Origin of the sequence: Pseudoalteromonas sp. T1lg24 (genome assembly GCF_002964745.1) — a bacterium.
GTDB lineage: Bacteria > Pseudomonadota > Gammaproteobacteria > Enterobacterales > Alteromonadaceae > Pseudoalteromonas > Pseudoalteromonas spongiae.
The window spans coordinates 352,273-375,456 of sequence record NZ_PQCB01000006.1; the positions used below are offsets into that span (position 1 = coordinate 352,273).

Annotated in this window: 23 protein-coding genes and 2 pseudogenes; 10 read left to right on the plus strand and 15 right to left on the minus strand. The window is 40.5% G+C overall.

The features are described 5' to 3' along the window. Positions 1–290: pseudogene (locus C2M30_RS04640) on the minus strand (signal recognition particle-docking protein FtsY); the annotation flags it as partial. A 121-nt stretch (positions 291–411) separates the two neighbouring features. On the opposite strand from C2M30_RS04640, the gene rsmD reads away from it, so the two are divergent. After that, entirely contained in the window at positions 412–999 is a 588-nt protein-coding gene (rsmD, locus tag C2M30_RS04645) for a 16S rRNA (guanine(966)-N(2))-methyltransferase RsmD (protein WP_105170831.1), read from the plus strand. A 12-nt stretch (positions 1,000–1,011) separates the two neighbouring features. On the opposite strand, the gene C2M30_RS04650 is transcribed toward rsmD, so the two are convergent. Continuing rightward, complete coding sequence (locus C2M30_RS04650; protein WP_010560838.1) at positions 1,012–1,602, minus strand: YjaG family protein; 591 nt, start codon at positions 1,600–1,602, stop codon at positions 1,012–1,014. A gap of 104 nt (positions 1,603–1,706) precedes the next feature. Continuing rightward, positions 1,707–3,101, minus strand: a complete 1,395-nt coding sequence (locus C2M30_RS04655) for a hypothetical protein (protein WP_010560839.1) — start codon at positions 3,099–3,101, stop codon at positions 1,707–1,709. A 267-nt stretch (positions 3,102–3,368) separates the two neighbouring features. On the opposite strand from C2M30_RS04655, the gene C2M30_RS04660 reads away from it, so the two are divergent. The 4 genes from C2M30_RS04660 (at position 3,369) to C2M30_RS04675 (ending at position 7,321) form a co-directional block, all read left to right on the plus strand. Further along, a complete protein-coding gene (locus C2M30_RS04660) occupies positions 3,369–3,800 on the plus strand; it encodes a DUF2721 domain-containing protein (protein ID WP_010560840.1) in 432 nt (143 codons plus the stop codon). Positions 3,801–3,909: 109 nt separating this feature from the next. Beyond that, a complete protein-coding gene (locus C2M30_RS04665; RefSeq protein ID WP_105170832.1) occupies positions 3,910–5,427 on the plus strand; it encodes a DUF3369 domain-containing protein in 1,518 nt (505 codons plus the stop codon). 298 nt (positions 5,428–5,725) lie between these two features. Further along, a complete protein-coding gene (locus tag C2M30_RS04670; protein WP_105170833.1) occupies positions 5,726–6,637 on the plus strand; it encodes a LysR family transcriptional regulator in 912 nt (303 codons plus the stop codon). Between the two features lie 51 nt (positions 6,638–6,688). Further along, entirely contained in the window at positions 6,689–7,321 is a 633-nt protein-coding gene (locus C2M30_RS04675; RefSeq protein WP_105170834.1) for a 2OG-Fe(II) oxygenase, read from the plus strand. Here the strand turns inward: C2M30_RS04675 and ubiA are convergent. Both ubiA and C2M30_RS04685 read right to left on the minus strand, forming a co-directional pair. After that, a pseudogene (gene ubiA / locus C2M30_RS04680) lies at positions 7,311–8,176 on the minus strand (4-hydroxybenzoate octaprenyltransferase). The gene C2M30_RS04675 and the pseudogene ubiA overlap by 11 nt on opposite strands. Positions 8,177–8,178: 2 nt before the next feature. After that, on the minus strand, positions 8,179–8,712 hold the full coding sequence (locus C2M30_RS04685) for a chorismate--pyruvate lyase family protein (protein WP_105171149.1): 534 nt from the start codon (positions 8,710–8,712) through the stop codon (positions 8,179–8,181). A gap of 168 nt (positions 8,713–8,880) precedes the next feature. Between C2M30_RS04685 and C2M30_RS04690 the strand changes: the two genes are divergently transcribed. After that, positions 8,881–9,276, plus strand: coding sequence for a flagellar basal body-associated protein FliL (locus C2M30_RS04690; RefSeq protein ID WP_100912842.1), 396 nt, complete (start codon positions 8,881–8,883; stop codon positions 9,274–9,276). A 17-nt stretch (positions 9,277–9,293) separates the two neighbouring features. On the opposite strand, the gene glpG is transcribed toward C2M30_RS04690, so the two are convergent. The 6 genes from glpG to C2M30_RS04720 form a co-directional block, all read right to left on the minus strand. After that, positions 9,294–10,121: a rhomboid family intramembrane serine protease GlpG gene (gene glpG, locus C2M30_RS04695; protein ID WP_105170835.1), complete on the minus strand. Its 828-nt coding sequence runs from the start codon at positions 10,119–10,121 to the stop codon at positions 9,294–9,296. 5 nt (positions 10,122–10,126) lie between these two features. Then, positions 10,127–10,450, minus strand: a complete 324-nt coding sequence (glpE, locus tag C2M30_RS04700) for a thiosulfate sulfurtransferase GlpE (protein ID WP_105170836.1) — start codon at positions 10,448–10,450, stop codon at positions 10,127–10,129. 58 nt (positions 10,451–10,508) lie between these two features. Next, on the minus strand, positions 10,509–11,534 hold the full coding sequence (tdh, locus tag C2M30_RS04705; protein WP_054978625.1) for an L-threonine 3-dehydrogenase: 1,026 nt from the start codon (positions 11,532–11,534) through the stop codon (positions 10,509–10,511). 47 nt (positions 11,535–11,581) lie between these two features. Further along, on the minus strand, positions 11,582–12,778 hold the full coding sequence (locus C2M30_RS04710; RefSeq protein WP_010560850.1) for a glycine C-acetyltransferase: 1,197 nt from the start codon (positions 12,776–12,778) through the stop codon (positions 11,582–11,584). A 234-nt stretch (positions 12,779–13,012) separates the two neighbouring features. Further along, a complete protein-coding gene (gene gmhB / locus C2M30_RS04715; RefSeq protein WP_105170837.1) occupies positions 13,013–13,570 on the minus strand; it encodes a D-glycero-beta-D-manno-heptose 1,7-bisphosphate 7-phosphatase in 558 nt (185 codons plus the stop codon). Then, positions 13,570–14,622, minus strand: coding sequence for a glycosyltransferase family 9 protein (locus C2M30_RS04720; protein ID WP_105170838.1), 1,053 nt, complete (start codon positions 14,620–14,622; stop codon positions 13,570–13,572). The genes gmhB and C2M30_RS04720 overlap by 1 nt, the downstream gene beginning before the upstream one ends. A 101-nt stretch (positions 14,623–14,723) precedes the next feature. On the opposite strand from C2M30_RS04720, the gene C2M30_RS04725 reads away from it, so the two are divergent. Continuing rightward, positions 14,724–15,446, plus strand: coding sequence for a 3-deoxy-D-manno-octulosonic acid kinase (locus C2M30_RS04725; protein ID WP_105170839.1), 723 nt, complete (start codon positions 14,724–14,726; stop codon positions 15,444–15,446). A 22-nt stretch (positions 15,447–15,468) separates the two neighbouring features. Here the strand turns inward: C2M30_RS04725 and hldE are convergent, their stop codons facing one another. Continuing rightward, positions 15,469–16,914 carry a bifunctional D-glycero-beta-D-manno-heptose-7-phosphate kinase/D-glycero-beta-D-manno-heptose 1-phosphate adenylyltransferase HldE gene (gene hldE / locus C2M30_RS04730; protein WP_105170840.1) on the minus strand — a complete coding sequence of 482 codons (1,446 nt, stop codon included), beginning with the start codon at positions 16,912–16,914 and terminating at the stop codon, positions 15,469–15,471. A 9-nt stretch (positions 16,915–16,923) separates the two neighbouring features. Further along, entirely contained in the window at positions 16,924–17,505 is a 582-nt protein-coding gene (locus C2M30_RS04735) for a D-sedoheptulose-7-phosphate isomerase (RefSeq protein ID WP_105170841.1), read from the minus strand. Positions 17,506–17,688: 183 nt separating this feature from the next. On the opposite strand from C2M30_RS04735, the gene C2M30_RS04740 reads away from it, so the two are divergent. Beyond that, a complete protein-coding gene (locus C2M30_RS04740) occupies positions 17,689–18,807 on the plus strand; it encodes a glycosyltransferase family 9 protein (protein ID WP_105170842.1) in 1,119 nt (372 codons plus the stop codon). A gap of 336 nt (positions 18,808–19,143) precedes the next feature. Here C2M30_RS04740 and C2M30_RS04745 read toward each other — a convergent pair whose 3' ends face one another. Continuing rightward, positions 19,144–20,556, minus strand: a complete 1,413-nt coding sequence (locus C2M30_RS04745) for a capsule assembly Wzi family protein (RefSeq protein ID WP_105170843.1) — start codon at positions 20,554–20,556, stop codon at positions 19,144–19,146. A 111-nt stretch (positions 20,557–20,667) separates the two neighbouring features. Here C2M30_RS04745 and waaA point away from each other — a divergent pair, with 111 nt between their 5' ends. Together waaA and C2M30_RS04755 are read left to right on the plus strand one after the other, a co-directional pair. Further along, complete coding sequence (gene waaA / locus C2M30_RS04750; protein ID WP_105170844.1) at positions 20,668–21,936, plus strand: lipid IV(A) 3-deoxy-D-manno-octulosonic acid transferase; 1,269 nt, start codon at positions 20,668–20,670, stop codon at positions 21,934–21,936. Further along, complete coding sequence (locus tag C2M30_RS04755; protein ID WP_054978634.1) at positions 21,917–22,462, plus strand: DUF1415 domain-containing protein; 546 nt, start codon at positions 21,917–21,919, stop codon at positions 22,460–22,462. Before waaA ends, C2M30_RS04755 begins: the two co-directional genes overlap by 20 nt. Here the strand turns inward: C2M30_RS04755 and C2M30_RS04760 are convergent. Then, entirely contained in the window at positions 22,459–23,115 is a 657-nt protein-coding gene (locus C2M30_RS04760; protein ID WP_054978635.1) for a TetR/AcrR family transcriptional regulator, read from the minus strand. The genes C2M30_RS04755 and C2M30_RS04760 overlap by 4 nt on opposite strands. Between the last annotated feature and the right edge of the window lie 69 nt (positions 23,116–23,184).

Here is a 23,184-nt window from a genome sequence, read left to right on the forward strand (position 1 = left end):
TTTTCTTCTGCCTCAGCAGCTAAACGTGCCGCTTGCTCTGCTTGGCGTTTTTCTTCTGCCTCAGCTGCTAAGCGTGCAGCTTGCTCAGCTTGGCGTTTTTCTTCCGCCTCAGCAGCTAAACGTTCTGCTTCTTCCGCTTGGCGTTTTTCTTCAGCCTCAGCTTCTAAACGTGCCTTTTCTTCCGCTTCTAATCGCGCTTGTTCTTCTGCCGCTAGGCGTGCTTCTTCTTGTTGCTGTTGCTCGTCTTTTTTGCCGAAACCAAGCCAAGATAAAAATTTATTTTTTGCCATTTAAGTTAAATACCAATCACAAAATTCTGATAAACTACAATTCCCAATATGGTATCACTTTCACCGGTGAATGAAAAAAATCATATTGGTTTTTTAGTCTAATTCTGTAAGTAAATTTGTAATGCGATCACACAAGCAAAAAAACAAGCCAACAAACAATTCTGGTCAAATTAGAATTATTGGCGGCAAGTTCCGTTCGAGAAAGTTAAAAGTGCATGATGTTGAAGGCTTGAGACCTACAACAGATAGAGTGAAGGAAACCGTATTTAACTGGTTGATGCCATACACCAGCAATGCCAATGTGTTAGATTGTTTTGCAGGTTCAGGTGGTTTAGGATTCGAAGCTCTGTCTCGCTACGCCGACAAAGTAACGTTTATTGAACTGGATGCAACAGCACATCGACAGATCGCTGAAAATATCAATGTACTTAAAGCAGAAAATACCACATTAAAACATGGGAACAGTTTAGAGGTTCTGCCCAAACTAGCTGATAAATTCGACTTAGTATTTATTGATCCCCCCTTTCGCAAAAATTTAGCAGAAAAAACCTGTCACTTATTAGCTGACAATAATTTGCTAAATAACGATGCGGTTGTGTATTTGGAAGTCGAAAAAGAATTAGTAAACTTGAATTTCCCAGACGGCTGGCAAATTTTAAAGGAAAAGAATTTTGGTCAGGTTACGAGCTACTTGTTAGCGACCAAGTAGCCCATAAAAGCGTTAAATTTCAATACCGATATTGCTTTGACCATCAGCAATTGCTAATTGTTTTAACGCTTTCACTGCATCTTTATCGATACGTTCAAATGACTCAACTTTATCAATCAACTCTGCTAGCACTTCCATTTCGTATGCCATTAGAGGGTGAGCACGAAGCGCTGCGTTATCGGCTATTTCACCTTCAGATGTTAATTGGTATTCGATAAACTTCGCCACACTTGCTTGCGATATTTTGCACACATCAACAAAATTAGCTTCTTCTTTTTGCTGCATACCGTTAATTAAGGTAATTAACGCAGTACACGTATCAATTGCAGGGTATACGCCAAACATATCAAAGTCGTTGAGATCAGGCGTATTTTGTTCAACCTTTTCGTTTAATTTTTCTAAGCTAATTTTAGCTTTTGGCAATAATAGTTTTTCCCATAATGAGTTAAGAGCATTACGCAACTCTGTACCATTACCAAACTCTAACGCTTCACTAAATAACAAATAATTAGGCAGCATTCGTTCAATCATTGCCGCTGCTAAAGATGCCTGCTGTACATAGTTAAGTTCGCGAATACGCTGAAAGTTATTAGGTTTTTTCATTATTGTTCAGTCTAAAATTTAATTAGGCGAATTGTAGCAAGATTCAGCTTAAAACACATAAAAAAAGGCGTGCTAATTAGCACGCCTTTTTTCTATTCTAACTATTATTCTTGGTTAAGCTGTTTCTGTGCGTATTCAAACTTAAGCTTAAATTCGGTTACTTTTGCTTCAAGCTCTTCCACGCGGTCCGTTAAACCAATGTTTTCGCTACGTATTGACTCATAAGCACCACGTGCTTGTTGAGTATCTTTTTCAATACGGCTTAACAAGCTTGAGTTACGACCTTGTTCTCGGTTAAGCGCAGTGTCTTGCGCTTCTAACTGACGGCGTAACTGCGAAATCAAATCTTGGTCATCTTGCTTCGCGTTTTCAAGCAGTGTGAGTTTTTCCATTAACTCTTGGTTTTTAGATGTTTCTTCAGAAAGAGCATCTGCTTGCGCTTTCACTTTTTCTTTAAGCGCGCTTGCTTCTTGGCTCAAGTCTTTCTTCAAATCGTTGAAGCGACCTTCACTTTCTTGACTGATTTGCGTTAACTTCTCAGACAGTTCGCTAACTTGCTCTTTGTGCTGTTCAATATCAGATGAAAGCAGTTTGTTTTGCTCTTCAAGTTTACCAACAACCTCTGATTGCTCTTTCACTTGGCTTTCAAGTTCTGCTTTATCTTTCTCGTATTGTTGCAGTGATTTCTCTTTGTCTTCTAACATCGAGCGCAATGTTTCACTGTCTTTATTCGCTTCTTGCGACAGTGATTGGTGCTTCTCATGTACTGAGTCTAGCTCGCCGCTTACATCATCAAGCTGTTGCTTTAATTTCTCGATAACTTCGTCTTTACTGGTTGATTCTTGCTTTAACAGCTCAATTTCATCAGTAAATACTTTTTTCACTTCAACCAGCTTTTGATCTTGGCTTTGATGCTCTGTTCTGCGCTCTTCAATCAACTGTTTAAGCTTGTTCGACTGCGCTTCGTTCTGTTCTTTTTGTTTGTGAAGCTGCGACTCTGCAAGTTCAAGGCTTTCTGTAAGCTCGGCAATTTTGCCACTTAGTTCGCCTTGTTGCTGCTCTGATTGAGAGCTTAATTCGTCACTTACCTTTTCAAGCTCAGCTTCTTTCGCTGCAATCGCCTCTTCTAGCGATTCGTTATCCAGCTCTAATTGATTTGCTTTCTTTTTAAATTCGGCAAGTTGCGCTTCAAGCTGCTGAATGTGCTCATCTTCATCATTTTGATGTTGAACCATTGCCGCTTGATGGCCTTTTTCTAGCGCCTGTTGACTCGCGCTCAGTAAAAGAGTTTGCAATATCGGCGCGATATTCGTCGTAAAGGTTTGACTTAATTCAGAAATATACGGATGTTCGAACTCAATTGCGTCAGCAACCTGTTGCTCGATACTTTCTTGACTTGCATTCACTTTTTCTGCTGCAAGATTAAACACATCACTAGGCGATAAACTGTTTAAAGCACTCAGCACTTCATTTAACTGCTTGCTCTTATTTTCACCCATGTATCCCCCTTTGAGCTTTTTATTATTATTGCTCTAATGTAATCCAATTTACGTATAAAGTTTCTTTGTTATCATTCGTTGTTATGAATAATAAAAATCAAAGATAAGTGTAGACAATAAAATCTGGCACTGCTTACTATAGCGATGAGATTTAATCGTGTTATTTTTGCGCTTTAGTCTAGCCTACAATATAGTCGGATGGAATAACCTAGTTGTAAAATAAAGAAAATAAGTATTTATTACTAAAAAAGAAATTATTAAAACGGTATGACAATTGAACTAAACTTAACCACCCCAGCGCTGCTTTTTCCAGCAATATCATTGCTTTTACTAGCATATACCAACCGTTTTTTGGTACTTGCACAGCTTATTAGGCAACTAAATTCACGTGAAAATGGCAATGAAATTCGCGCTATGGTGAAGGCGCAAATTTCCAACCTTCGCGACCGCCTAAATTTGATTCGCCGCATGCAGTTTTTTGGTGTGCTTTCCTTTTTGCTTTGCACCGCAGCAATGTTCGCAGTATTTCTCACACAAAACTTGCTGGGTACAGGCTTATTTGGTTTAAGCTTAGCGTGCTTGCTGTACTCTTTGGTGTTGTCACTTTACGAAATTCATATCTCTTGTCAGGCTATCGAAATCGAACTCAATAATATCGAAAGTAAACCCGTTATTGATAATGACGACAGCGCCATATAACAGCCCTAGCCTCACAACGCGACGCAATATTTGTGACATTTAATATTTCACTACTCTAGTTTTTTGCTTCTATACTTTTAAACAAGGTTCATAAATTAGAGCAGCGACTGTGACGGACTTTCTATTTGCCGACGAGCAAATTGATGACATTGCAAAAGCGTCAAACGACGAGAGTTGGAATATTTTGGTAGTTGATGATGAAGAAGATATTCATCAGGTCACCAAGCTAGTTCTAAACGGCTTTACGTTTGAAGATAAGCGGCTGATTTTTCACCACGCATACACTGCCGCTGAGGCAATGCAAATGCTTAAAGGGTTGCCCGAGGTTGCCGTAGCATTAGTAGATGTAGTGATGGAAACCAGCCACGCTGGTTTAGATCTCATTCGTTATATTCGCGAAGACGCCGATAATCACGATATTCGTCTGATTTTACGTACCGGACAACCCGGTGAAGCCCCCGAAGAGTCAGTGATTCGTGATTACGATATTAACGATTACAAAAACAAAACCGAACTCACTGCAATAAAACTCAAAACATTGCTGTACTCTGCCCTTCGCTCTTATCGCGATATTTGCATTATTGAGCAGCATAAATTGGGACTTGAAAACATTATTAATGCTTCTGCTAAATTCTTAGAGTGTGAAACGGTTAACGAATTTGCATCTTCAATCCTAGAGCATGTTTCAGGTGTAATTGGCCACAGCAATAAAGAGATTTACTGTGCCGCAGCAATCAACTCGCAGACCGATAATGCAACAGATTTTAAACTACTAGCTTGCTCTGGTGCTGATAACACAAAGCAAGACGTACCAAGCGAAATTGGCAATTTATTCGAGCAAGCACACAATACGAAGTCATCGTTTAAAACACCGCAGGAGTATGTTGGCTATTTCCCAACAAAAGGCGGCTTAGAGACTATGTTGTACGTCAGTAAATCGTCAGACTTAAACGCTTCAGACCATCAACTGTTAGAGTTTTTTGCCCATAACATTGCCCTTGCATACGACAACTTACGGCTGCGTGAACTCATTAGAGAATCACAAAAAGAGCTCTCTTATATTCTTGGGGAAGCCGTTGAAAAACGCAGTAAAGAAACGGGCAGCCACGTAAAACGTGTGGCCCATTATAGTTATTTGCTTGCAATTAAATATGGGTTAACCCCGTATCAGGCGGAAATTATCAAACTGGCTTCACCGCTACACGATATTGGTAAAATCTCCATCCCAGATCATATTCTCAATAAACCCGGAAAGCATGACGCCCAAGAATGGGAAATTATGCAATCACACGCTGAGATTGGCTATGACATACTTAAAAACTCAACTAATGAAATTTTAAAACAAGGTGCGACGATTGCGTACGAACATCATGAACGCTGGGACGGCAAGGGTTACCCGCAGCAACTTGCAGGTGAAGATATTGATATATCAGGGCGTATTACCGCACTTGCAGATGTGTTTGATGCACTTGGCAGCGAGCGCTGCTACAAACCCGCTTGGCCGCTCGATAAAATACTTACACTGTTAAAAGATGAAAAAGGTAAGCAGTTTGATCCCAAACTAATTGAGATTTTTATTGATAACCTCGATGAATTTTTAGCAATAAGAGATCAATTTCCCGACTGAGAAAAACAGTTAGCCGTTTTATTTACTTTTTCGTTCTAACTTTACGGTTGCGACTATTCCTAATGACGCATTAACCAATATTAAAAATACGTCGGTAAACTGAATAAAAAACACAACAAACTAAAGTAGTGTTTTACTAAGTCCAAAGTCTTGCTCTAATGTGTAACTTTTAACTTCGTTATCATTCATTTACGTAGAATGATAACTCTAATAATTAATTACACTTTAGCAATGGTATTTGTACCCTAATTATGTTCTCATTAGCAACAATCACGGATTTTAGTTTACAGGAGTAATCATGCGTATAGAGCAATTTGAACAATTTATTGCACTTGCCCATCATCAACATTTTCGCAAAGCTGCAGAGGTGTGTAACTTAAGCACATCAGCCCTTACCCGCAGCATTCAAACGCTTGAATTAGATCTCGCTTGCAATTTATTAACACGTTCGACGCGCTCGGTTAAGCTAACCGCTGCGGGCGAAGTATTTTTACAGTACTGCCAACAAGCGCTCGATAATCATGCATTACTTAAACAAAAATTAAGTAAATTTACCGAAGCCAAAAACGAAAAAATTGTTATTGGGTATAGCCCAGAAGCCATTGGCCTAGTGCCACAAGCGTGTGGCAAGTTTATGCAACAATTTCCGAACATTTCAATTGAAATGCAACTACAAGATACCGACACGTTATTGCAGAATATTCGAAATGGTCAACTTGATTTAGCAATTAATGCGCCTATCACAACAAGCTCAGGTGAAATGTTTTGCTTGCCAGAACAAGTGGTAATGTTCTGCCATAAAGACCACCCTATTTTACAAAGTTCACCAGTTCAGTTATCACAAATAACCAAACTACCTATGTTAGCGACAGTAAGTACTAATCAAGCACTTGGTAAATTAATTAATCAGGCAGCAACTAATCTTAACAAACAAGATTCATTGCGATTAGGTACGTTTGAGCAAGTGGTTAATAAATTAAGCGACCGTAATCACATAGCACTCACTACGCTCGATTTAATGCAGCAAGTGACCAACAATGAAGAACTTGTAAATTTAAGCGAAATGATTGAGCAATCTGAAAAACTCAACTTAGAGCTGCAAATTGCAAAAGCGAATCTAACGGCACCTAATATTTCTGAGCTTTTAAACTTTATTACTTTAGAAGCAGGTGCTCGCCCTGAAATTGAACTTGCAAAAGCAACTTTCTAACTGACTCGATGTTCTTTAAAATAACGCCAATTTTTACATTTGGCGTTATTTATGAACTGCTCACCCGAGACCTTTTTACACCTCGACAACCTGCTCGATAACATAGCGGAAAACGGCTATTGCATTATCGAAAATGCGATTTCTGCAGAGTTAATAGCTCAATTACAGCAGCAATGTGAAGCGCAAGAAACACAATTTCAACACGCTAAAATTGGACGCCATCAGGATTTACAGCAAGCAAGCGCTATTCGTAGCGATAAAACAAAATGGTTCAATGGTGACACAGCTGCCGAAACGAGTTACCTAACCCTTATGGAGCAAATTAGAGTAGCAATCAATCAAAGCTTCTACCTTGGCCTATTTGATTATGAATGCCATTTTGCGATTTATCAGCAAGGTGATTTTTACAAAAAACATTTAGATGCGTTTAAAGGTAAATCAAATCGTGTATTTACCACAGTTTGCTATTTAAATACCCCAAACCAAGGCGGCGAGTTATTAATTTACCCTGATAAAGGCAAAGAACCACTCGCTAAAGTAGCACCTAAGGCTGGTACGTTAATTTGTTTTGAAAGTGAACGCTTTCCGCACGAAGTATTAGCAGCTGGTAGCACACGCTACTCTATTGCTGGTTGGTTTAGAAAGAATAATTCAAGTGCGAACTTTGTTGACCCTAACCAATAAAGCTTGCAGCTATGCCCACAAAGACAAATAGCCCAACGTAGTTATTGTTTAAGAACGCCCAAAAACAAGCATCGCGGTCGCGGTGCTTAATTTTTACTTGCTGATGCGCCAACAAAAATGCTGATAGCAGCACGCCAACGTCAAATGGCCATGGCAAATTGCGGTTGAAACCAATAAATACTAAGGTCAGTAAAAAAGCGATTTGCAGTATAAATACCGCGGTTTTATCGAAACGACCAAACAAAATAGCGGTAGATTTAACCCCAATTTTCACGTCATCGTCCCTGTCTACCATGCCATACATGGTATCGTATGCTACAGTCCAAACGAGGTTAGCAAAATACAGCCACCACGCTTCTTCAGGTACTTCACCAAGCACAGCCATATACGCCATTGGAATCGACCAACTAAATGCGGCGCCGAGCACGACTTGAGGCAAATGGGTATAGCGTTTCATAAAGGGATAACAAAATGCTAATGCTAACGCCCCAAACGACAGTAACACGGTTTGCCAATTTAAAAATAGCACCAAGATAAATGCTATTAAAATCAGTAGAGTAAAAAGCTGTATCGCCTCTACTGGTGTTGCTTTACCGGATGCCAATGGGCGCATATGAGTGCGTTTAACTAAACCATCCACTTTACGATCAGCAAAGTCATTAATTACACAGCCAGCGCTGCGCATAACAAATACACCAGCGCTAAAAATAAGCAAAATCGTTAAATCTGGCACACCAGAACTCGCTAGCCATAGTGCCAGTATGTTGGCCATAGCAAAAGCAAGGTACCAATTGGTTTATCAGTGCGCATTAGCGCTTTATAGGCATCACGATTTTGCCATGTTAGCTGGTTCATGGTTATTCAAATGCTCCTGGTAAAAAGGCTTCACACACCATCAGTTTCAGGTCTGCTAAATGAAACACACTGCGACGAGCTGAAACATCAGCGATTTCAAGCGACAAATCTTGTAATAACGAGTGAAGTTGTGCACTGCCCGAAAACTGGGTGATCATTAAATCTTCCCGCACTAAATTAGGGTGCTGAAAAATAAACTCACCGAGTGGGCGCTCCCCCAAATTTAAAAACAGACTATTGTCAGTTAATTGCTCTAGCGGGATCCAGCTTTGCGCATACACCCGTGGTTTTTCATCACCATATAAAATAACTTCGCGGCATAGCGCAGTTTGCTGCTCAGTACCTAACACATTAGCTTGCTGCGCGCTGAGCGTAATGTGCTTTTCGCTTAGCACGCGCACACTAAATTGCGAGAACCTTTGCTTCAACTTTGCAGTAAGCGAACCGGTTTCTAACAACCACTCACTCTGCACACTATTTAGCTGGGTAAAATTTTGATGCCACTGCGCCGAAATATCTAAAGGGAAAGTTACCACAATAACCTGCTGCGAAAAAAAATCGCACCATTTTAGCACTGGATAACAGTGAGCTAAATGGTAAATTAAATTTTCAATTAAATTACGTTTAAGTGACTAGTAAAAAGCCCATAATCAAGTATTATTATTGTTAAGTTACTATGGGAAAAACAAGGTGTTAGTCACGCAATGCGTAGCCTATCGATATTTCTAATTACACTTTTTTTATCACTATCAACGCCTAAGGCCGAGGCTGCGTCTAACTTTGGTTATTTTGGCTTTGAGCCAGATATCATTACAAACTACATTGCGACTTCAAATAAAAAATTAGGTTACGTTAGAGTAACGGTTGAACTAATGATTAAAGATATGGGCAATTTAGAAGTAGTTGAACACCACTCACCTTTACTACGTGACGCGATTGTTGAAATTATTAGCAAAGAGCAAGAAGAGCACGTTAAATCGCTAACTGGCCGCGAGGAAATTCGTAAGCGTTGCAGCGAGCGAGTTAAAGAGTTATTGAAAGAGGAAACGGGGCAAGAAATTGTACACGACGTACTATTTACTAAGTACCTGTATTACTAAATAAAAGAAAAGCAAAGTTAATTAACTTTGCTTTTTTTATGGCTATTCGCAACGAAAACACCCAATACAGCACCCGCAACAAGCCCGCCTAAATGTGCCCAATTAGCCATATTGATAAACAACACATCGGCAAAACCAAGTACCAGCCACACCAACATAAAGCCAACAATGGATGGACTAACGGCTAATTTGCTATTGCCTGTAATATGACCATACAACCAACAAAAGCCTAATAAACCATAAACCACACCAGACAGGCCGCCAAAGTTAGCATTCATCAACCCAAACTGAAGCCAGTTACTGGCAAGTGCTGTAACAATAAATACCAATACTAAAAAGCGTTTACCTAATTGTTCAGCTATTTTATCGCCAAGGTACATCCACCACATCAAGTTAAAGATCAAGTGCATTGCTGAAAAATGCATAATAGTAGGCGCAAGCCAAGTATGTGGTGCATTAGGGGCAAACTGAAGATATGGAAACAACCACTCAAATCCGCCTAAAACAAACGCCCCATATACCAAAATCGATAACAATGACACGCTTTGGATAAGTAGTGAAAGCTTTAAAAATCGCGGTATCAAATTAAGCGAACTGCCGCCGTAACTTAGTCCACTATTGGTTGAACCAACTTGCCAAGATGCCTCAAGATACTTTGCTTGATGAGGGTTGGCTTGGAATTGCGCCAATTCTTTTTCAGCAACTTCAAACTGACTTTCTGACACCAGCAATACAACGGTTTCACTGTTAATTGGCTTTAATTGACAGTGAATATTAATGCTATTAAGGTAATCACAAAAACCTTGTGCAGCCCTTACATTACTTAGCGTAGTAAGTTGCTTCACAATGATTACGCACCTGACTCAACATTGTCTGCTTGTTCAGTACCCCACGCGGCAAAGCCACCGTCCATGCTGTAAACATCTTCAAAACCCTGCTCAACCAGATAGTTCGCAGCACTTTGTGAACTAATACCGTGATAACACACAACAACTATTGGTTGCTCATAATCTTTTTCATTTAAAAATTGTGCCAAATTCTCATTCGACAGACGCTCAGATCCAGGAATACGTGCGGAGCTGAAACTATTTGGATCACGAATATCGGCAATAACAACATTGTCATTTGTAAGAAGTTCTGCTGTTTGCGACACTGAAATATGTTTGTATGACATATATACCTCAATAAAAAAGGGAGCAAATGCTCCCTTTATAATATCATCAAGCGATAGCTTAATCCCAATTTAAAATAACTTTGCCTGACTGGCCTGAAATCATGGTATCAAAGCCTTGTTGGAAGTCATCAATGTGGAATTCGTGAGTAATAATTGGTGATAAATCTAAGCCAGATTGAATCAAGCTTGCCATTTTGTACCAAGTTTCAAACATTTCACGGCCATAAATACCTTTAATAATTAACCCTTTAAAAATAACCTGATTCCAGTCAACCGCCATATCTGATGGTGGAATACCTAGCATGGCAATTTTACCGCCATGGTTCATGTTATTTAGCATGCTGTTAAACGCGCTCGGTACACCTGACATTTCAAGGCCAATATCAAAGCCTTCTGTCATGCCAAGCTCATTCATCACATCTTCTAATTTCTCATTCGCCACGTTTACGGCGCGTGTTGCACCCATTTTACGTGCAAGGTCTAAACGGTATTCGTTTACATCCGTAATTACCACATGACGGGCACCAACATGTTTAGCTACCGCTGCAGCCATAATACCAATCGGGCCAGCACCTGTGATCAGTACATCTTCACCGACTAAATCAAAAGACAATGCCGTGTGAACCGCGTTGCCAAATGGGTCAAAAATTGATGCTAATTCATCAGGGATGTTGTCAGGAATTTTAAACGCATTGTATGCAGGAATAACTAAGTACTCTGCAAATGCACCTTCGCGGTTTACACCTACACCAGTCGTGTTACGACATAAATGAACACGGCCTGCACGACAGTTACGACAGTGGCCACAGGTAATATGGCCTTCACCCGATACGCGATCACCCACTTTAAAACCACGTACTTCTTGGCCCATATCCACTACTTCGCCAACGTATTCGTGACCCACAACCATAGGTACAGGAATGGTATTTTGTGACCATTCGTCCCATTTGTAGATATGTACATCGGTACCACAGATCGCTGTTTTACGGATTTTGATTAATAAGTCATTGTGGCCAACTTCCGGTTTAGCCGTTTCTGTCATCCAGATCCCTGGTTCAGCTTTAAGTTTTGATAATGCTTTCATCTTTTTACTCACAAAAAAGGCCTGTTATCTAACAGGCCAATATCAAATTAAATGATACCTAATTCTTTACCAATACGGGTAAATGCAGCAATTGCTTTATCTAGTTGCTCACGGGTATGCGCAGCGGAAATCTGTGTACGAATACGCGCTTGCCCTTTTGGTACTACAGGGAATGAGAAACCTGTTACGTAAATGCCTTCAGCCAGTAACTTATCAGCCATTTCAGCTGCTAATTTAGCATCGCCTAACATTACTGGAATAATTGCGTGGTCTTTACCTGCACAAGTAAAGCCAACCGCTTCCATTTGCTCACGGAAGTACGCCGCATTTTGCCAAAGTGTATCGCGCAGCTCTTTACCATCAGCAAGCATATCAAGTACTTTGATTGATGCTGTAACGATTGAAGGCGCGAGAGAATTTGAGAATAAGTAAGGACGAGAACGCTGACGTAACCATTCTACAATTTCAGCTTTACCTGACGTATAACCACCCGATGCACCACCTAGCGCTTTACCTAATGTACCCGTGATAATATCTACGCGGTCCATTACATTGCAGTATTCAGGCGTACCACGTCCATTTTCGCCGACAAAACCCACAGCGTGAGAATCATCAACCATTACCAGTGCATCGTATTTGTCAGCCAAATCACATAACGCTTCTAAGTTACAAATAACGCCGTCCATTGAGAACACACCATCTGTAGCAATTAGTTTGGTTTTAACTCCCGCTTCATCAGCAGCAATTAATTGCTGCTCTAAATCAGCCATGTCGTTATTGGCATAACGGAAACGTTTTGCTTTACATAAGCGCACACCATCAATAATTGATGCATGGTTTAACGAGTCTGAAATAATCGCATCTTCTGGGCCTAAAATTGTTTCAAAAAGGCCTGCGTTAGCATCGAAGCAAGATGAATAAAGAATGGTATCTTCAGTTTGTAAAAAATTACTGATTTTTGCTTCTAACGTTTTATGAATGTCTTGCGTACCACAAATAAAACGCACTGATGCCACACCAAAACCGTGGTCATCTAATCCAGCTTTTGCTGCATTAATTAACTCTGGGTGATTTGCTAAACCTAAGTAGTTATTTGCACAAAAGTTGATTACCGAGTCGCCAGATGCAACTTCAATTTCAGCTTGTTGTTGTGACGTGATTACACGTTCACTTTTGTATAATCCATCTTCTTTTACTTGTTCAATCTGTTGTTTAAGCTGATCAAAAAATGCAGATGCTCTCATCCAAAGTCTCCAATGCCTAATAGAACGGGTTGCTCGCACGTTTTCCACAAATACGTTAAAAACGGCGAATGCTAAGCCTTAAAATTGTAGCTTATATTTAAAGGGGTAATTGTAAAAGGTTAGGTTGATAAATGCACTTAATACTAGTAAATGCGATTAGAAAAGTAGATAAAACTACAACTAAACAAAAATACAGTTTAATAAACTGCATTTTAAATAGTTCACTAATTAATCCTAGGTGTTTTCACTAAACTTTTCACTGGCGCAATTCAGCGATTGCCATACGTCATCAGCTAACGTGATAGTTTGCTCGTCAAACGATTGTCCTGACTGAACAAGAATCTTCTTACTAAACCCTGCCGCCTTTGCTGCTAACATGTCTGAGCCTTTATCGCCAAACATAATGCATTTTGATGGGTCCAGCCCGAGCTCTTTCACACCTTGCAATAGCATGCCTGGCTTTGGTTTTCTGCAATCACATTGCTGTTTATATTGTGCAACACCTTTAGTTGGGTGATGCGGGCAAAAGTAGACTTTACTGATTTCCACATTATGTTGTTTAAACTGTGCCACCATCCAATCGGTAAGCGTATGAAAATCTTGTTCGGTATAGTAACCGCGCCCAATACCTGACTGATTCGTTACAATCACAATTTTGTAACCCGCGGCCTGAAATAACTGACACGCTTCAAATACACCAGCAATAAATTCAAAATCATCAATTTTATAAACATAGGCGTGATCAACGTTAACAACACCATCTCTATCGAGAAAAACAGCTTTATCACTCATTACAATGCCTTTTCGTTCACAACACGGTCAAACATCTCTTTAACGCTGTCTACGCTAATTTGTTGCATTAGATCTTTGCCTTTTACACGTGTACCCCATGGCAATTGGGTTGCTGTTTTGCCAGTTTGCTTTTTTAAGTTTTGATGATAAACCTCAACCACATAATCTTGGTATAAGTAAGGGCCGGTACGTGCCGGATTCGAATGTGCATATAGCCCAATCACCGGCGTGCCCATAGTCACCGCCATATGTGCAGGGCCAGTATCTGGCGCAATGACAAGAGAGGCGTTTTCTAACACACATAACAATTGTTTTAAGTTTGTTTTGCCAACAAGGTTAAGTGCTGTTGATTTCATCGCATGTTCAATTTTCTTTGCAAGTGTGACCTCGAGCTCTGTAGGGCCACCCGTTATAACAACACTAAATCCTTGCTGCACCGCATAATCCGCTATTTCGGCATAGCGCTCCGGTAACCAATTGCGCTCAGCCTTGCTTGCAGCAGGCGAAAGCACCAATACTTTATCGCCAAGTGGCGATAATGTTTCTTCAGCAAAGTCTCTGTCTTCTTGGGTTACTGGCATCTGCCACGATGGTTCATAATGAGGCACACCAATAGCTTTTGCGAAACCACGAAACCCCTCAAGTACATGGGCTTCTTTTTCAGATGCAATACAGTGGTTAGTAAATAAAAAATGCCCTTCTTTAGCGCGCTGCCAATCAAATCCAACTTTTACTTTTGCAGGAATAACACGCGCCGCTAAATTGGCACGCAGCGCAACTTGCATGTGTAATAACACATCAAACTTACGCCCTTTAAAATGTTCTTTAAGTGAGTGATAAGCCGCTTTGCCTTGTTTTTTATCAAAAACAACCAGCTCAACTCCCGGTAAGTCAGCTAATAACATCGCCTCTATTTTTCCAACAACCCATGTAATTTTAGCGTTTGGATAATGACGCTGAATTGCCTGCACCGTGGAAACGGCATGACATACATCACCGATTGCTGAAAGACGTAAAATACAAATATCGTTGAACGGCCCTTGTAAGCTCACAATTTACCTAAAAACATATAAATAGATGCGTGCAGTTTAACGTAAATTAAAACTTGGTATAATCCCTTTTTGCACGCAATTAGTATTTAGTTTAAATCGCCATGCTGTCATTTCAAAAACACGGTTCAGCCACCATCATTACTCCAAGCAATTTGGAGGGCGCGTTCGATCCTAATTTATTTGATGTTGAATATTTGAGCCGTAATGATTTGATTAGCGCCAAAAAACGTGGCCGTGCAACAACTTACTTTTTTGATTGTGGTAATACAACGGGTGTACTTCGCCATTACTGGCGTGGAGGCTTAATTGGTAAACTATTATCCGATCAATACCTGTATTTAGGCTTTGAAAACACAAGAACATACCAAGAGTTCAAGTTGTTAGTGGAGCTTGAAGGTATTGGCCTCCCCGTACCTAAACCCATTGCGGCTAAGGTTGAAACATCGGGGTTAATCTATCGTGGAGATATCATTACCGAGGCACTACCCCACTCACAAAGTCTACTCGATATCCTAAAAATCCGATCATTAAGTCAAAAAGAACTTACTGACTGTGCCAAAACAATTGCCGATTTTCATAATCACGGCGTTAATCATGCCGACCTTAATATCAATAATATTTTAATTAGTGATGGACGCGTTTTCTTAATTGATTTTGACCGTGGCACTCGCGCCGCATTCAATCAACAAGAAGCGCAAAGTAATATTACACGCCTAAAGCGCTCATTTGATAAAGAAGCTAATCGCAACGCACAATTTTATTGGTTAGAAAAGGATTGGCAGGTATTTATTGAAGTGTATAACAGCGCACTAAAAACTGCTTAGTGCGCCTATAAATAAGTGGTTACTAGCTATCGCTTTGAATTTTATGAATAACGTTCGATGTTGAGCAGCCATTTACAAATTCCAGCACCTCAACTTGACCACCGTTTGCAAGTACAAAATCAGCGCCTGCAATTTCCGACACTTTATAATCGCCGCCTTTCACCAGAACATCTGGCTTTACAAGTTCAATCAGCTTAGCTGGGGTATCATTTTCAGCTTCAGAACCAAACGGGATCACCCAATCAACTGATGCTAACGCACTGATCACAGTGGCACGCTCATCAAGAGGATTAATAGGTCGCGTTGGCCCTTTTAAACGGCTAATCGACTCGTCATTGTTTAAGCCCACTACTAACTTATCACCACGCGCTTTAGCTTGCGCCAAGTAGCGCACATGCCCTGCGTGTAAAATATCAAAGCAGCCATTGGTAAAGACAATTTTTTCGCCGCGCTGACGAGCAAGCTCAATATGATGCAATACCTCTTGTGCTGGCGCTTGGTACTGCTCGCCGGTGTCACGTAAATATTGCGTTAGTTTAGCGCTTAACTCTTCTGGTGACACAGTGGCAGCACCCAATTTTGCAACTACTAAACCAGCTGCAATGTTTGCGATTTCAACAGCTTGCGCTGCTGGCATGCCTGTACTTAACATTACCGCCAATGTTGCGATTACCGTATCACCGGCACCAGTTACATCTGACACTTCTAATACTTGCGCTGCAAAATCGTGTTTATCATTCGGCGTAATTAGCGACATACCTTGCTCTGAACGCGTTAGCAGCATGCTACCTAAACCACACTCAGCAATAATATCGCGCGCACTTTGCGTGATGGTTGCTTCATCACCGACAACACCACCAGCCGCTTTAAACTCTGTAAGATTTGGCGTAATAAAATCCGCGCCGCGGTAATCTGCCAGTTGTTTTGATTTCGGGTCAACTAATACCGTTTTGCCCGCACCTTTTGCAACGGCAATCATATCCGCAATTAAATGTAGTGAGCCTTTGTTGTAGTCAGAAAACACCACCAAATCAAAATCGTTAATCAGGGTTTTAAGCTGCTCAAGCAATAGCTGTGAATGGGTTTCACTAAAACGCTCTTCAAGATCTAAGCGCACGACTTGTTGGTGACGGCTAATCACACGCATTTTTGCGATTGTTGGCGCCTCTGACTGACGAATAAGCTGAGAATCAATGTTCTCTGACTTTAGTAACGCCTCAAGACTTTGTCCGTTATCGTCATCGCCGATAATGCCAAGCAAACTAACCTTGCCATCAAGGTGTGCGATATTTTTTGCAACGTTTGCCGCGCCACCAGCTTTGTCTTCAAGACCACTGACTTTTACCACTGGCACCGGCGCCTCAGGTGAAATACGCCCAGTATCTCCATGCCAGTAACGGTCTAGCATAACGTCGCCAACAACTAAAATTTTGCTGTTTGATAACTGATTAAAATACGATAAATCCATAATCAACACTTAGCTCTTTTGGGCAACTAGCATATCAACTGCTTCACACAACCAATGGCCAATAAACATATGCGCTTCTTGAATACGTGCAGTTTCATCGTTCGCAATAATAATTGGTAAGCGTGCGATGTCTTTTACCTTACCGCCATCACGACCGGTTAATGCCACCGTGTAGGCACCAATTTTGTTTGCTGCTTTTAGTGCGAGATTAATATTGGCACTGGTGCCTGAAGTCGTTAAACCAATCACTAAATCTTCTGGTTTGCAAAGTGCCTGAACTTGGCGTTCAAATACCGTATCAAAGTGATAGTCATTAGCATGCGCGGTTAAAATTGACGTGTCCGTTGTAAGTGCAATGGATGCTAAAGGACCTCGTTCATTCTTATAACGCACTACAAACTCAGCGGCTAAATGTTGCGAGTCAGCTGCACTGCCGCCATTACCAAACCAAATTACTTTGCCGCCTTTATCTAAGGTTTCTTGGCAAGCTTGTAACAGTAATAGTGATTGTTGTTGGTATTGCTCCATAATAGCAAACACTTTACGGTGACGTTCTAAGCTTGCTAAGTATGAGTTTGTAATCGCTTCCATAGGTCTTTGTTTATTGCATCTATAAATAGTTAACTTCATTTTATAACGAATCGTCTTAAAATGGCGAGGCTTGTTAACCAATCTTAACAAATGGCTTTGTTAAACTTTTAAGAATCTTTAAATTTACTACCCTTGCAGCAGGGTTGTTTGTTACAATTCCCGTTCATGCGCAGGGAGATTTAAGTGCATCAAAGCAAGCATTCAACCACAACTCAAATACAAGTTCCTGAACTGACTCTCAAAAAAGGCAGTAAAGTACTGTACATGACTCACCTTGCACTAGGTGATTATGTCTATCAGGGCGCGTTTCTAAAAGCCTTATCAAAGCAGTACCCCGATGTGCAAATTGACGTGTGGATTGATGATTGTCGCAACAAGAAAAAGTCTTGGCATTCAGGCAGAAATTCTACTTTGCAGCAGTGGCTAGCAAAAGAAAACCACCTAAATACCATATATCCCATTGCCAGTAGTAACGAGCACAGAGAGCAATTAATCGCTGAGGCAAAAAGTCAGCAGTATGACTTTATTGTATTTGTTGCCACTACACGCGCACCGGCCTATTTAAAAGTGGCACAGGCAATCAACGCAAACGCCACCATAGTTGGCACTGAGCCTAAAAACCTTTTATCGCGTTTATTTTATCGCAACCAATACAAATCATTAAGTACTACGATTGCGCTGTCTGAATTAGCTACCAGCCAGCACATTAGTGATTTTTATAACCATATTTTTTCTCGCCTATTTGCTGTGTCACTTGATGAACAACAGCGTTCTCGCGAAATTTTGGTCACAAACTCACTGGGTGAACAAGGCAAACAACAAATTAACGCATGGCGTAACGCTAAGAACTTAAGTAATGGGCCGACTATTTTCATTAATCATATTTCGACCAATGAAAAACGTGACTGGCAACTATCGCAATTAGCTGAATTAACAGCAAAATTAACTGAAAAGTCACCTAATACCCTATTTGTGTTAAACGCGCCGCCGCATAAATTTGATGAAGTTTCTAACTGGTGTGCACAGCAAACAAACATTGCTGTGGAAGCATTTTCAGCAACTAAGGATTTCTTTGAGCTACCGAGTGTTATGCAAGCCTGTGACTTAGTGATTTCTGTTGAAACTGCGATTATGCATATCGCAAGCAGCTTATCACTGCCACAAATCGCATTAATTAGAGAGTCGGCATCAAGCTGGCGCCCACTTAAGGCTAATTCAGTGCTTGAGGGGAAAAAGCGAGTTGATAATATTGCCGCTTCGGAAGTCGTTGTCGCTGCTGAGAATATTCTGAAGTTGGCCTAGGGTCTGCCCACCTTTACTGTTCTATTTTTGTTCTCTTTGAGCGTGCTTTTATCGCGGTGCTTGATGTGTGGCCTAGCAATCTAAGCGAATATCGAGCAAAGCTTCCGCGTCCTGCTCACGCCCCTTGCCCACATCCATGTAGGCAACAATAAAAAAAAGAGCGCTCAAAAGAACCGTTCGACAGCGCTTGATTGGGTTTTCTACTGTGTTATCGGCTGACTCACATAGAATGACTATGCCACGCAGCCTCTGCCTTGTATAAAACCCAATCAAACTGCTGCAAAAGCGAACTTGAAAAGTTAACAGACCCTAGGGCCTCTAGGCCATAATCAATGGTTACCAAAACATGGTTACAGATAAATAACCATAACTTTCATCGTAAACGTTTTTTCCACCCATTAAACTAGTTTCAACACGGTATTCACCCACTTTACGACTGTTAAGCACAGATAACGAATAAGCGCGCTGATAATCGTCGCTGTCGTTATTTTGCGTGCTTAGCTTAAACTGCCAAGAGCTCAATACTGATTCAAAATAGTCATAATTAATGGTGTGTACATCAGCCGGTACACCATCGCCTAAATTACGATTATCAGCAGCAAAATGACCAAATGTGAAACCTTCATTAGTATTACCATTTTTATATAAGTGGTGAACGTACCAAAGTGTATTCCACTTGTTATATTCATATCTTAATGAAGAGTTGTTCGTTAATTTTGGTAAGTACGTACCAAATGAAATGGTTTGATTGCCAAATTTAAAATTGCTGCCATGTAAGGTATCTTCAGCACCATATTCTGCGTAAATTTCAATTGGTGTTACCCAGTCAAAATAAACACTCGAGGTAAACGAGATCATTTGGTCACCAAATTCATCGTCTGTGCTCAAGTCATTATCAGCATTATCGTTACCTGATGGGTCAAAAAATGCTTTAAAGATATCACTGATATCCGTCTCACGCGGACCACCACCAAACTGCATCACACGGTTAAAGCCTATTTTCCAGCCGTGTAGCGGTTCAATTGAACCATGCATACCAACAAGTTCAGGGCTACCGTCGTGCCATTCACCTTGATACTGAATACCATTTTTTACTTCATCGAGTTCGGTATAAAACAATTCAAAATCGAGGTTCCACCAGTTATTAAGCGGCTCAACCGAGCCTAGTGAAATACTCATTGGCATTTGTGCGTTATTCGACATAATTTGCGCCGAATTTTTAAATGGTGAATACCAATGATCTCTGTAACCAATATCAAGTTGTAGGTTTGCAGCAGCCATGCTCAGTGTCGAATTATAAGCGACTAAGTCCTGCCCTTTAACGCGGTAATCTACGCCTATTTGTGCCAACATAAAGTCATTAGGGCGCCAAATACCTTCGAAAAAACCTTGCGCATATTCATCGGTTGTTAAACCGCGCTGGTTAGCAATCGGCATCGTATCACCGCTACTTGCTGTAGTTCGTAAACCATAACGGCTGATTTTGTCTTCACCACGATAACGTTTAAGCTCACCCACTAAGTAACGATACAATCTGCTATCTTTTTGTTTTAGTTGTCTTAGTGCAAGGTCGACTTCACTTAACGCATACGGCTTATGCATAGGCGTACCACGGGTAAGTACAAACATGCGATCAAGTTGGCTTTCTAAGTGGGCGTCTATACCCAAAGGCAAATATACAGTAGGTTTTGCAGCACTTTCTGTTGCAACAAATGCCCCTGCAATAATAAGTAAATTACTGAGTTTCATAGGCGAAGTCGTTATAGAATTATCCATTCATGATAACAAAACGCCATCACATAGCGCAGCAAAAATTGTATAAATATGTTATAACTCGCCGCTCTATCTCGTGAGGTCGATATGGCACGCATCATTTACAGTTTTGTTTTATATCTTTTATCGCCGCTGGTGTTTTTGCACTTATGGTTACGCGGAAAAAAAGCGCCTGAATATCGTAAACGTTGGGCTGAACGTCTTGGTTTTTATGATGATAATTTAAAACCAAACAGTCTAGTGATTCACTGCGCGTCTGTCGGTGAGTTAATGGCCGCAAGTAAATTAATTAACACCTTAAAACAAACTCACCTTGTCACTATAACCTGCAATACACCTACGGGCTCTGCGGAAATAAAAAAGCAATTTAAAGACAGCGTGCAACATGTGTATTTGCCACTTGATTTTCCTGGCGCTGTTTCACGTTTTATAAAACAATTAAAACCAAAAGCCGTTGTCATTTTAGAAACTGAGCTTTGGCCAAATTTGATTATTAAAGCAAGTAAACATGGCATACCTGTGTGTGTTATTAATGCGCGTTTATCGGAAAAATCGCAAAAAGGCTATCAGCGCATAAAGCCTTTAAGCAAACAAATCATGCATAACATTGGCTTGCTAGCAGCGCATAATAAAGACGATGCAGCACGTTTTTTAGCACTCGGTTTAAGCCCTCAAAATGCGCATGTGACTGGCTCGATTAAGTTTGATATTACGCTAAATAATGAAATAACAAACAACGTAGCAAAGTTTCAATCTGAGCTTACAACACATGATTTTATTTGGGTTGCAGGTTCAACTCACCCTAACGAACATGAACAGGTTATTGCTGCACATTTATCACTGTTAGAAAAACAACCCAACGCCCTACTGATTATCGCTCCGCGCCATCCTGAGCAATTTGCCAAAGTAGCAGCCTATTTAACACAACAAAATATTAGTTTTAGCCAACGCAGTAAAGCGCCACACAATGGGCAAGCAGTACTACTCGCAGATACCATGGGGGAAATGCTTACACTGTTTGGGGCCGCAAACAGTGCTTTTATTGGCGGTAGTTTAATTGAGCGCGGCGGTCATAATCCGCTTGAGGCTGCGGCATTTGGTATTCCAATTATTACCGGACCAAGCTACACCAACTTTTTACATGTCTACCCGCAATTACTAGACAGTAATGCCTGCTTGTGTGTTGATAGTGCCGATGCGCTTTGTAAAAGCCTGCTTTCAATTGCAAACGACCCTAGCAAGCAAAAAGAATTGGGGGACAATGCGTTAGCTATATTGAATGCTAACAGTGGCGCGGTTAAACGCACAATAACGCTTATCGAAAACGAGATTTCTCATGACATTATCACCGATTGAACAAACTAAAAACTGGGTTAGCCGCGTTATTGTTGGGTATAACTTTTGCCCTTTTGCCAAAAAAGAAGTGGTAAACAATACAATTAACTATGTAGATAGCAAAACAAAGTCGCATGAAGATGCGGTAATTGAAATGCTCTCATTAATACAAGAAATGCGTGAAAACGACGATATTGAAACCTGTTTACATATTTTTAGCGAAGGCTTTCAAAATTTTGACGATTTTTTAGATTTGGTTGATTTAGCCAATGCGATGTTGGTATCGAGCGGTTATGAAGGCTTTATTCAAATCGCCAATTTCCACCCAGACTATGTATTTGCCGATAGTGATGAGCAAGATGCAGCGAACTACACCAACAGGGCACCTTATCCAACATTACATTTAATAAGAGAAGCTTCAATGGCAAGGGTACTTGATATTCACCCTGATCCGGAAGGTATTCCAGAGACGAACATTAATCTCGCGCGAGAAAAAGGTATCGCGTTTTGGCAGCAACTGTTAACGCACTGCCAAAAAGACCGTTAAGCAACCGCCTGCTCAACGTCAAGTTGCTTATTAATGTATTCTTGTTGTAATTCTTTTAGCTGTTCTAAGCCTGCGCCTTTGGCGTAAGGCTTAAACAGTAATATCACTTTAACAATACCACCAAAAATATCCTGTTTTGACAAGCGACCATCTTCACTATGCGCTTTTACATAAGGTGTCCAAAAACTCACGGTTAGTTTTACCATATGTGCAAGTTCAACGATATCGCTGTCATCAATCTCAATAACTTCGGCGTATTTTAGCCCTGCAATAACCGCTGCTACTTGTTCTAACAGTTGTGCTTGCTGCTCTAAATATTGCGCTTTAAGCTCATTATCGCGGCTTAAAATATCGGTTAAGTTGTTATAAAAGAAGTTAAAACGCCACATTAATTCAACCAGTGAATCAAGATAGCCGGCGAGCTGTGCCATCACATCTTGGTTTTTATCCATTGGGATAAAATTATCTTTAAGGTGATTTTTATAAAGGCTAAAGATATTGCGTAAAATGTCTTCTTTATTTTTAAAGTGATAATACAAGTTACCTGGGCTAATGCCCATTTCTGATGCGATATGGTTGGTTGTTATCGCACGCTCTCCATGCTGGTTAAACAATGCAATGCTTGTTTGAATTATCTTATCCTTGGTACTCATAAATATCCTATTATGCCTAACGTTAATACCGCGCAGTATAAACAATCTAGTGTTGAATACCAATTGGCA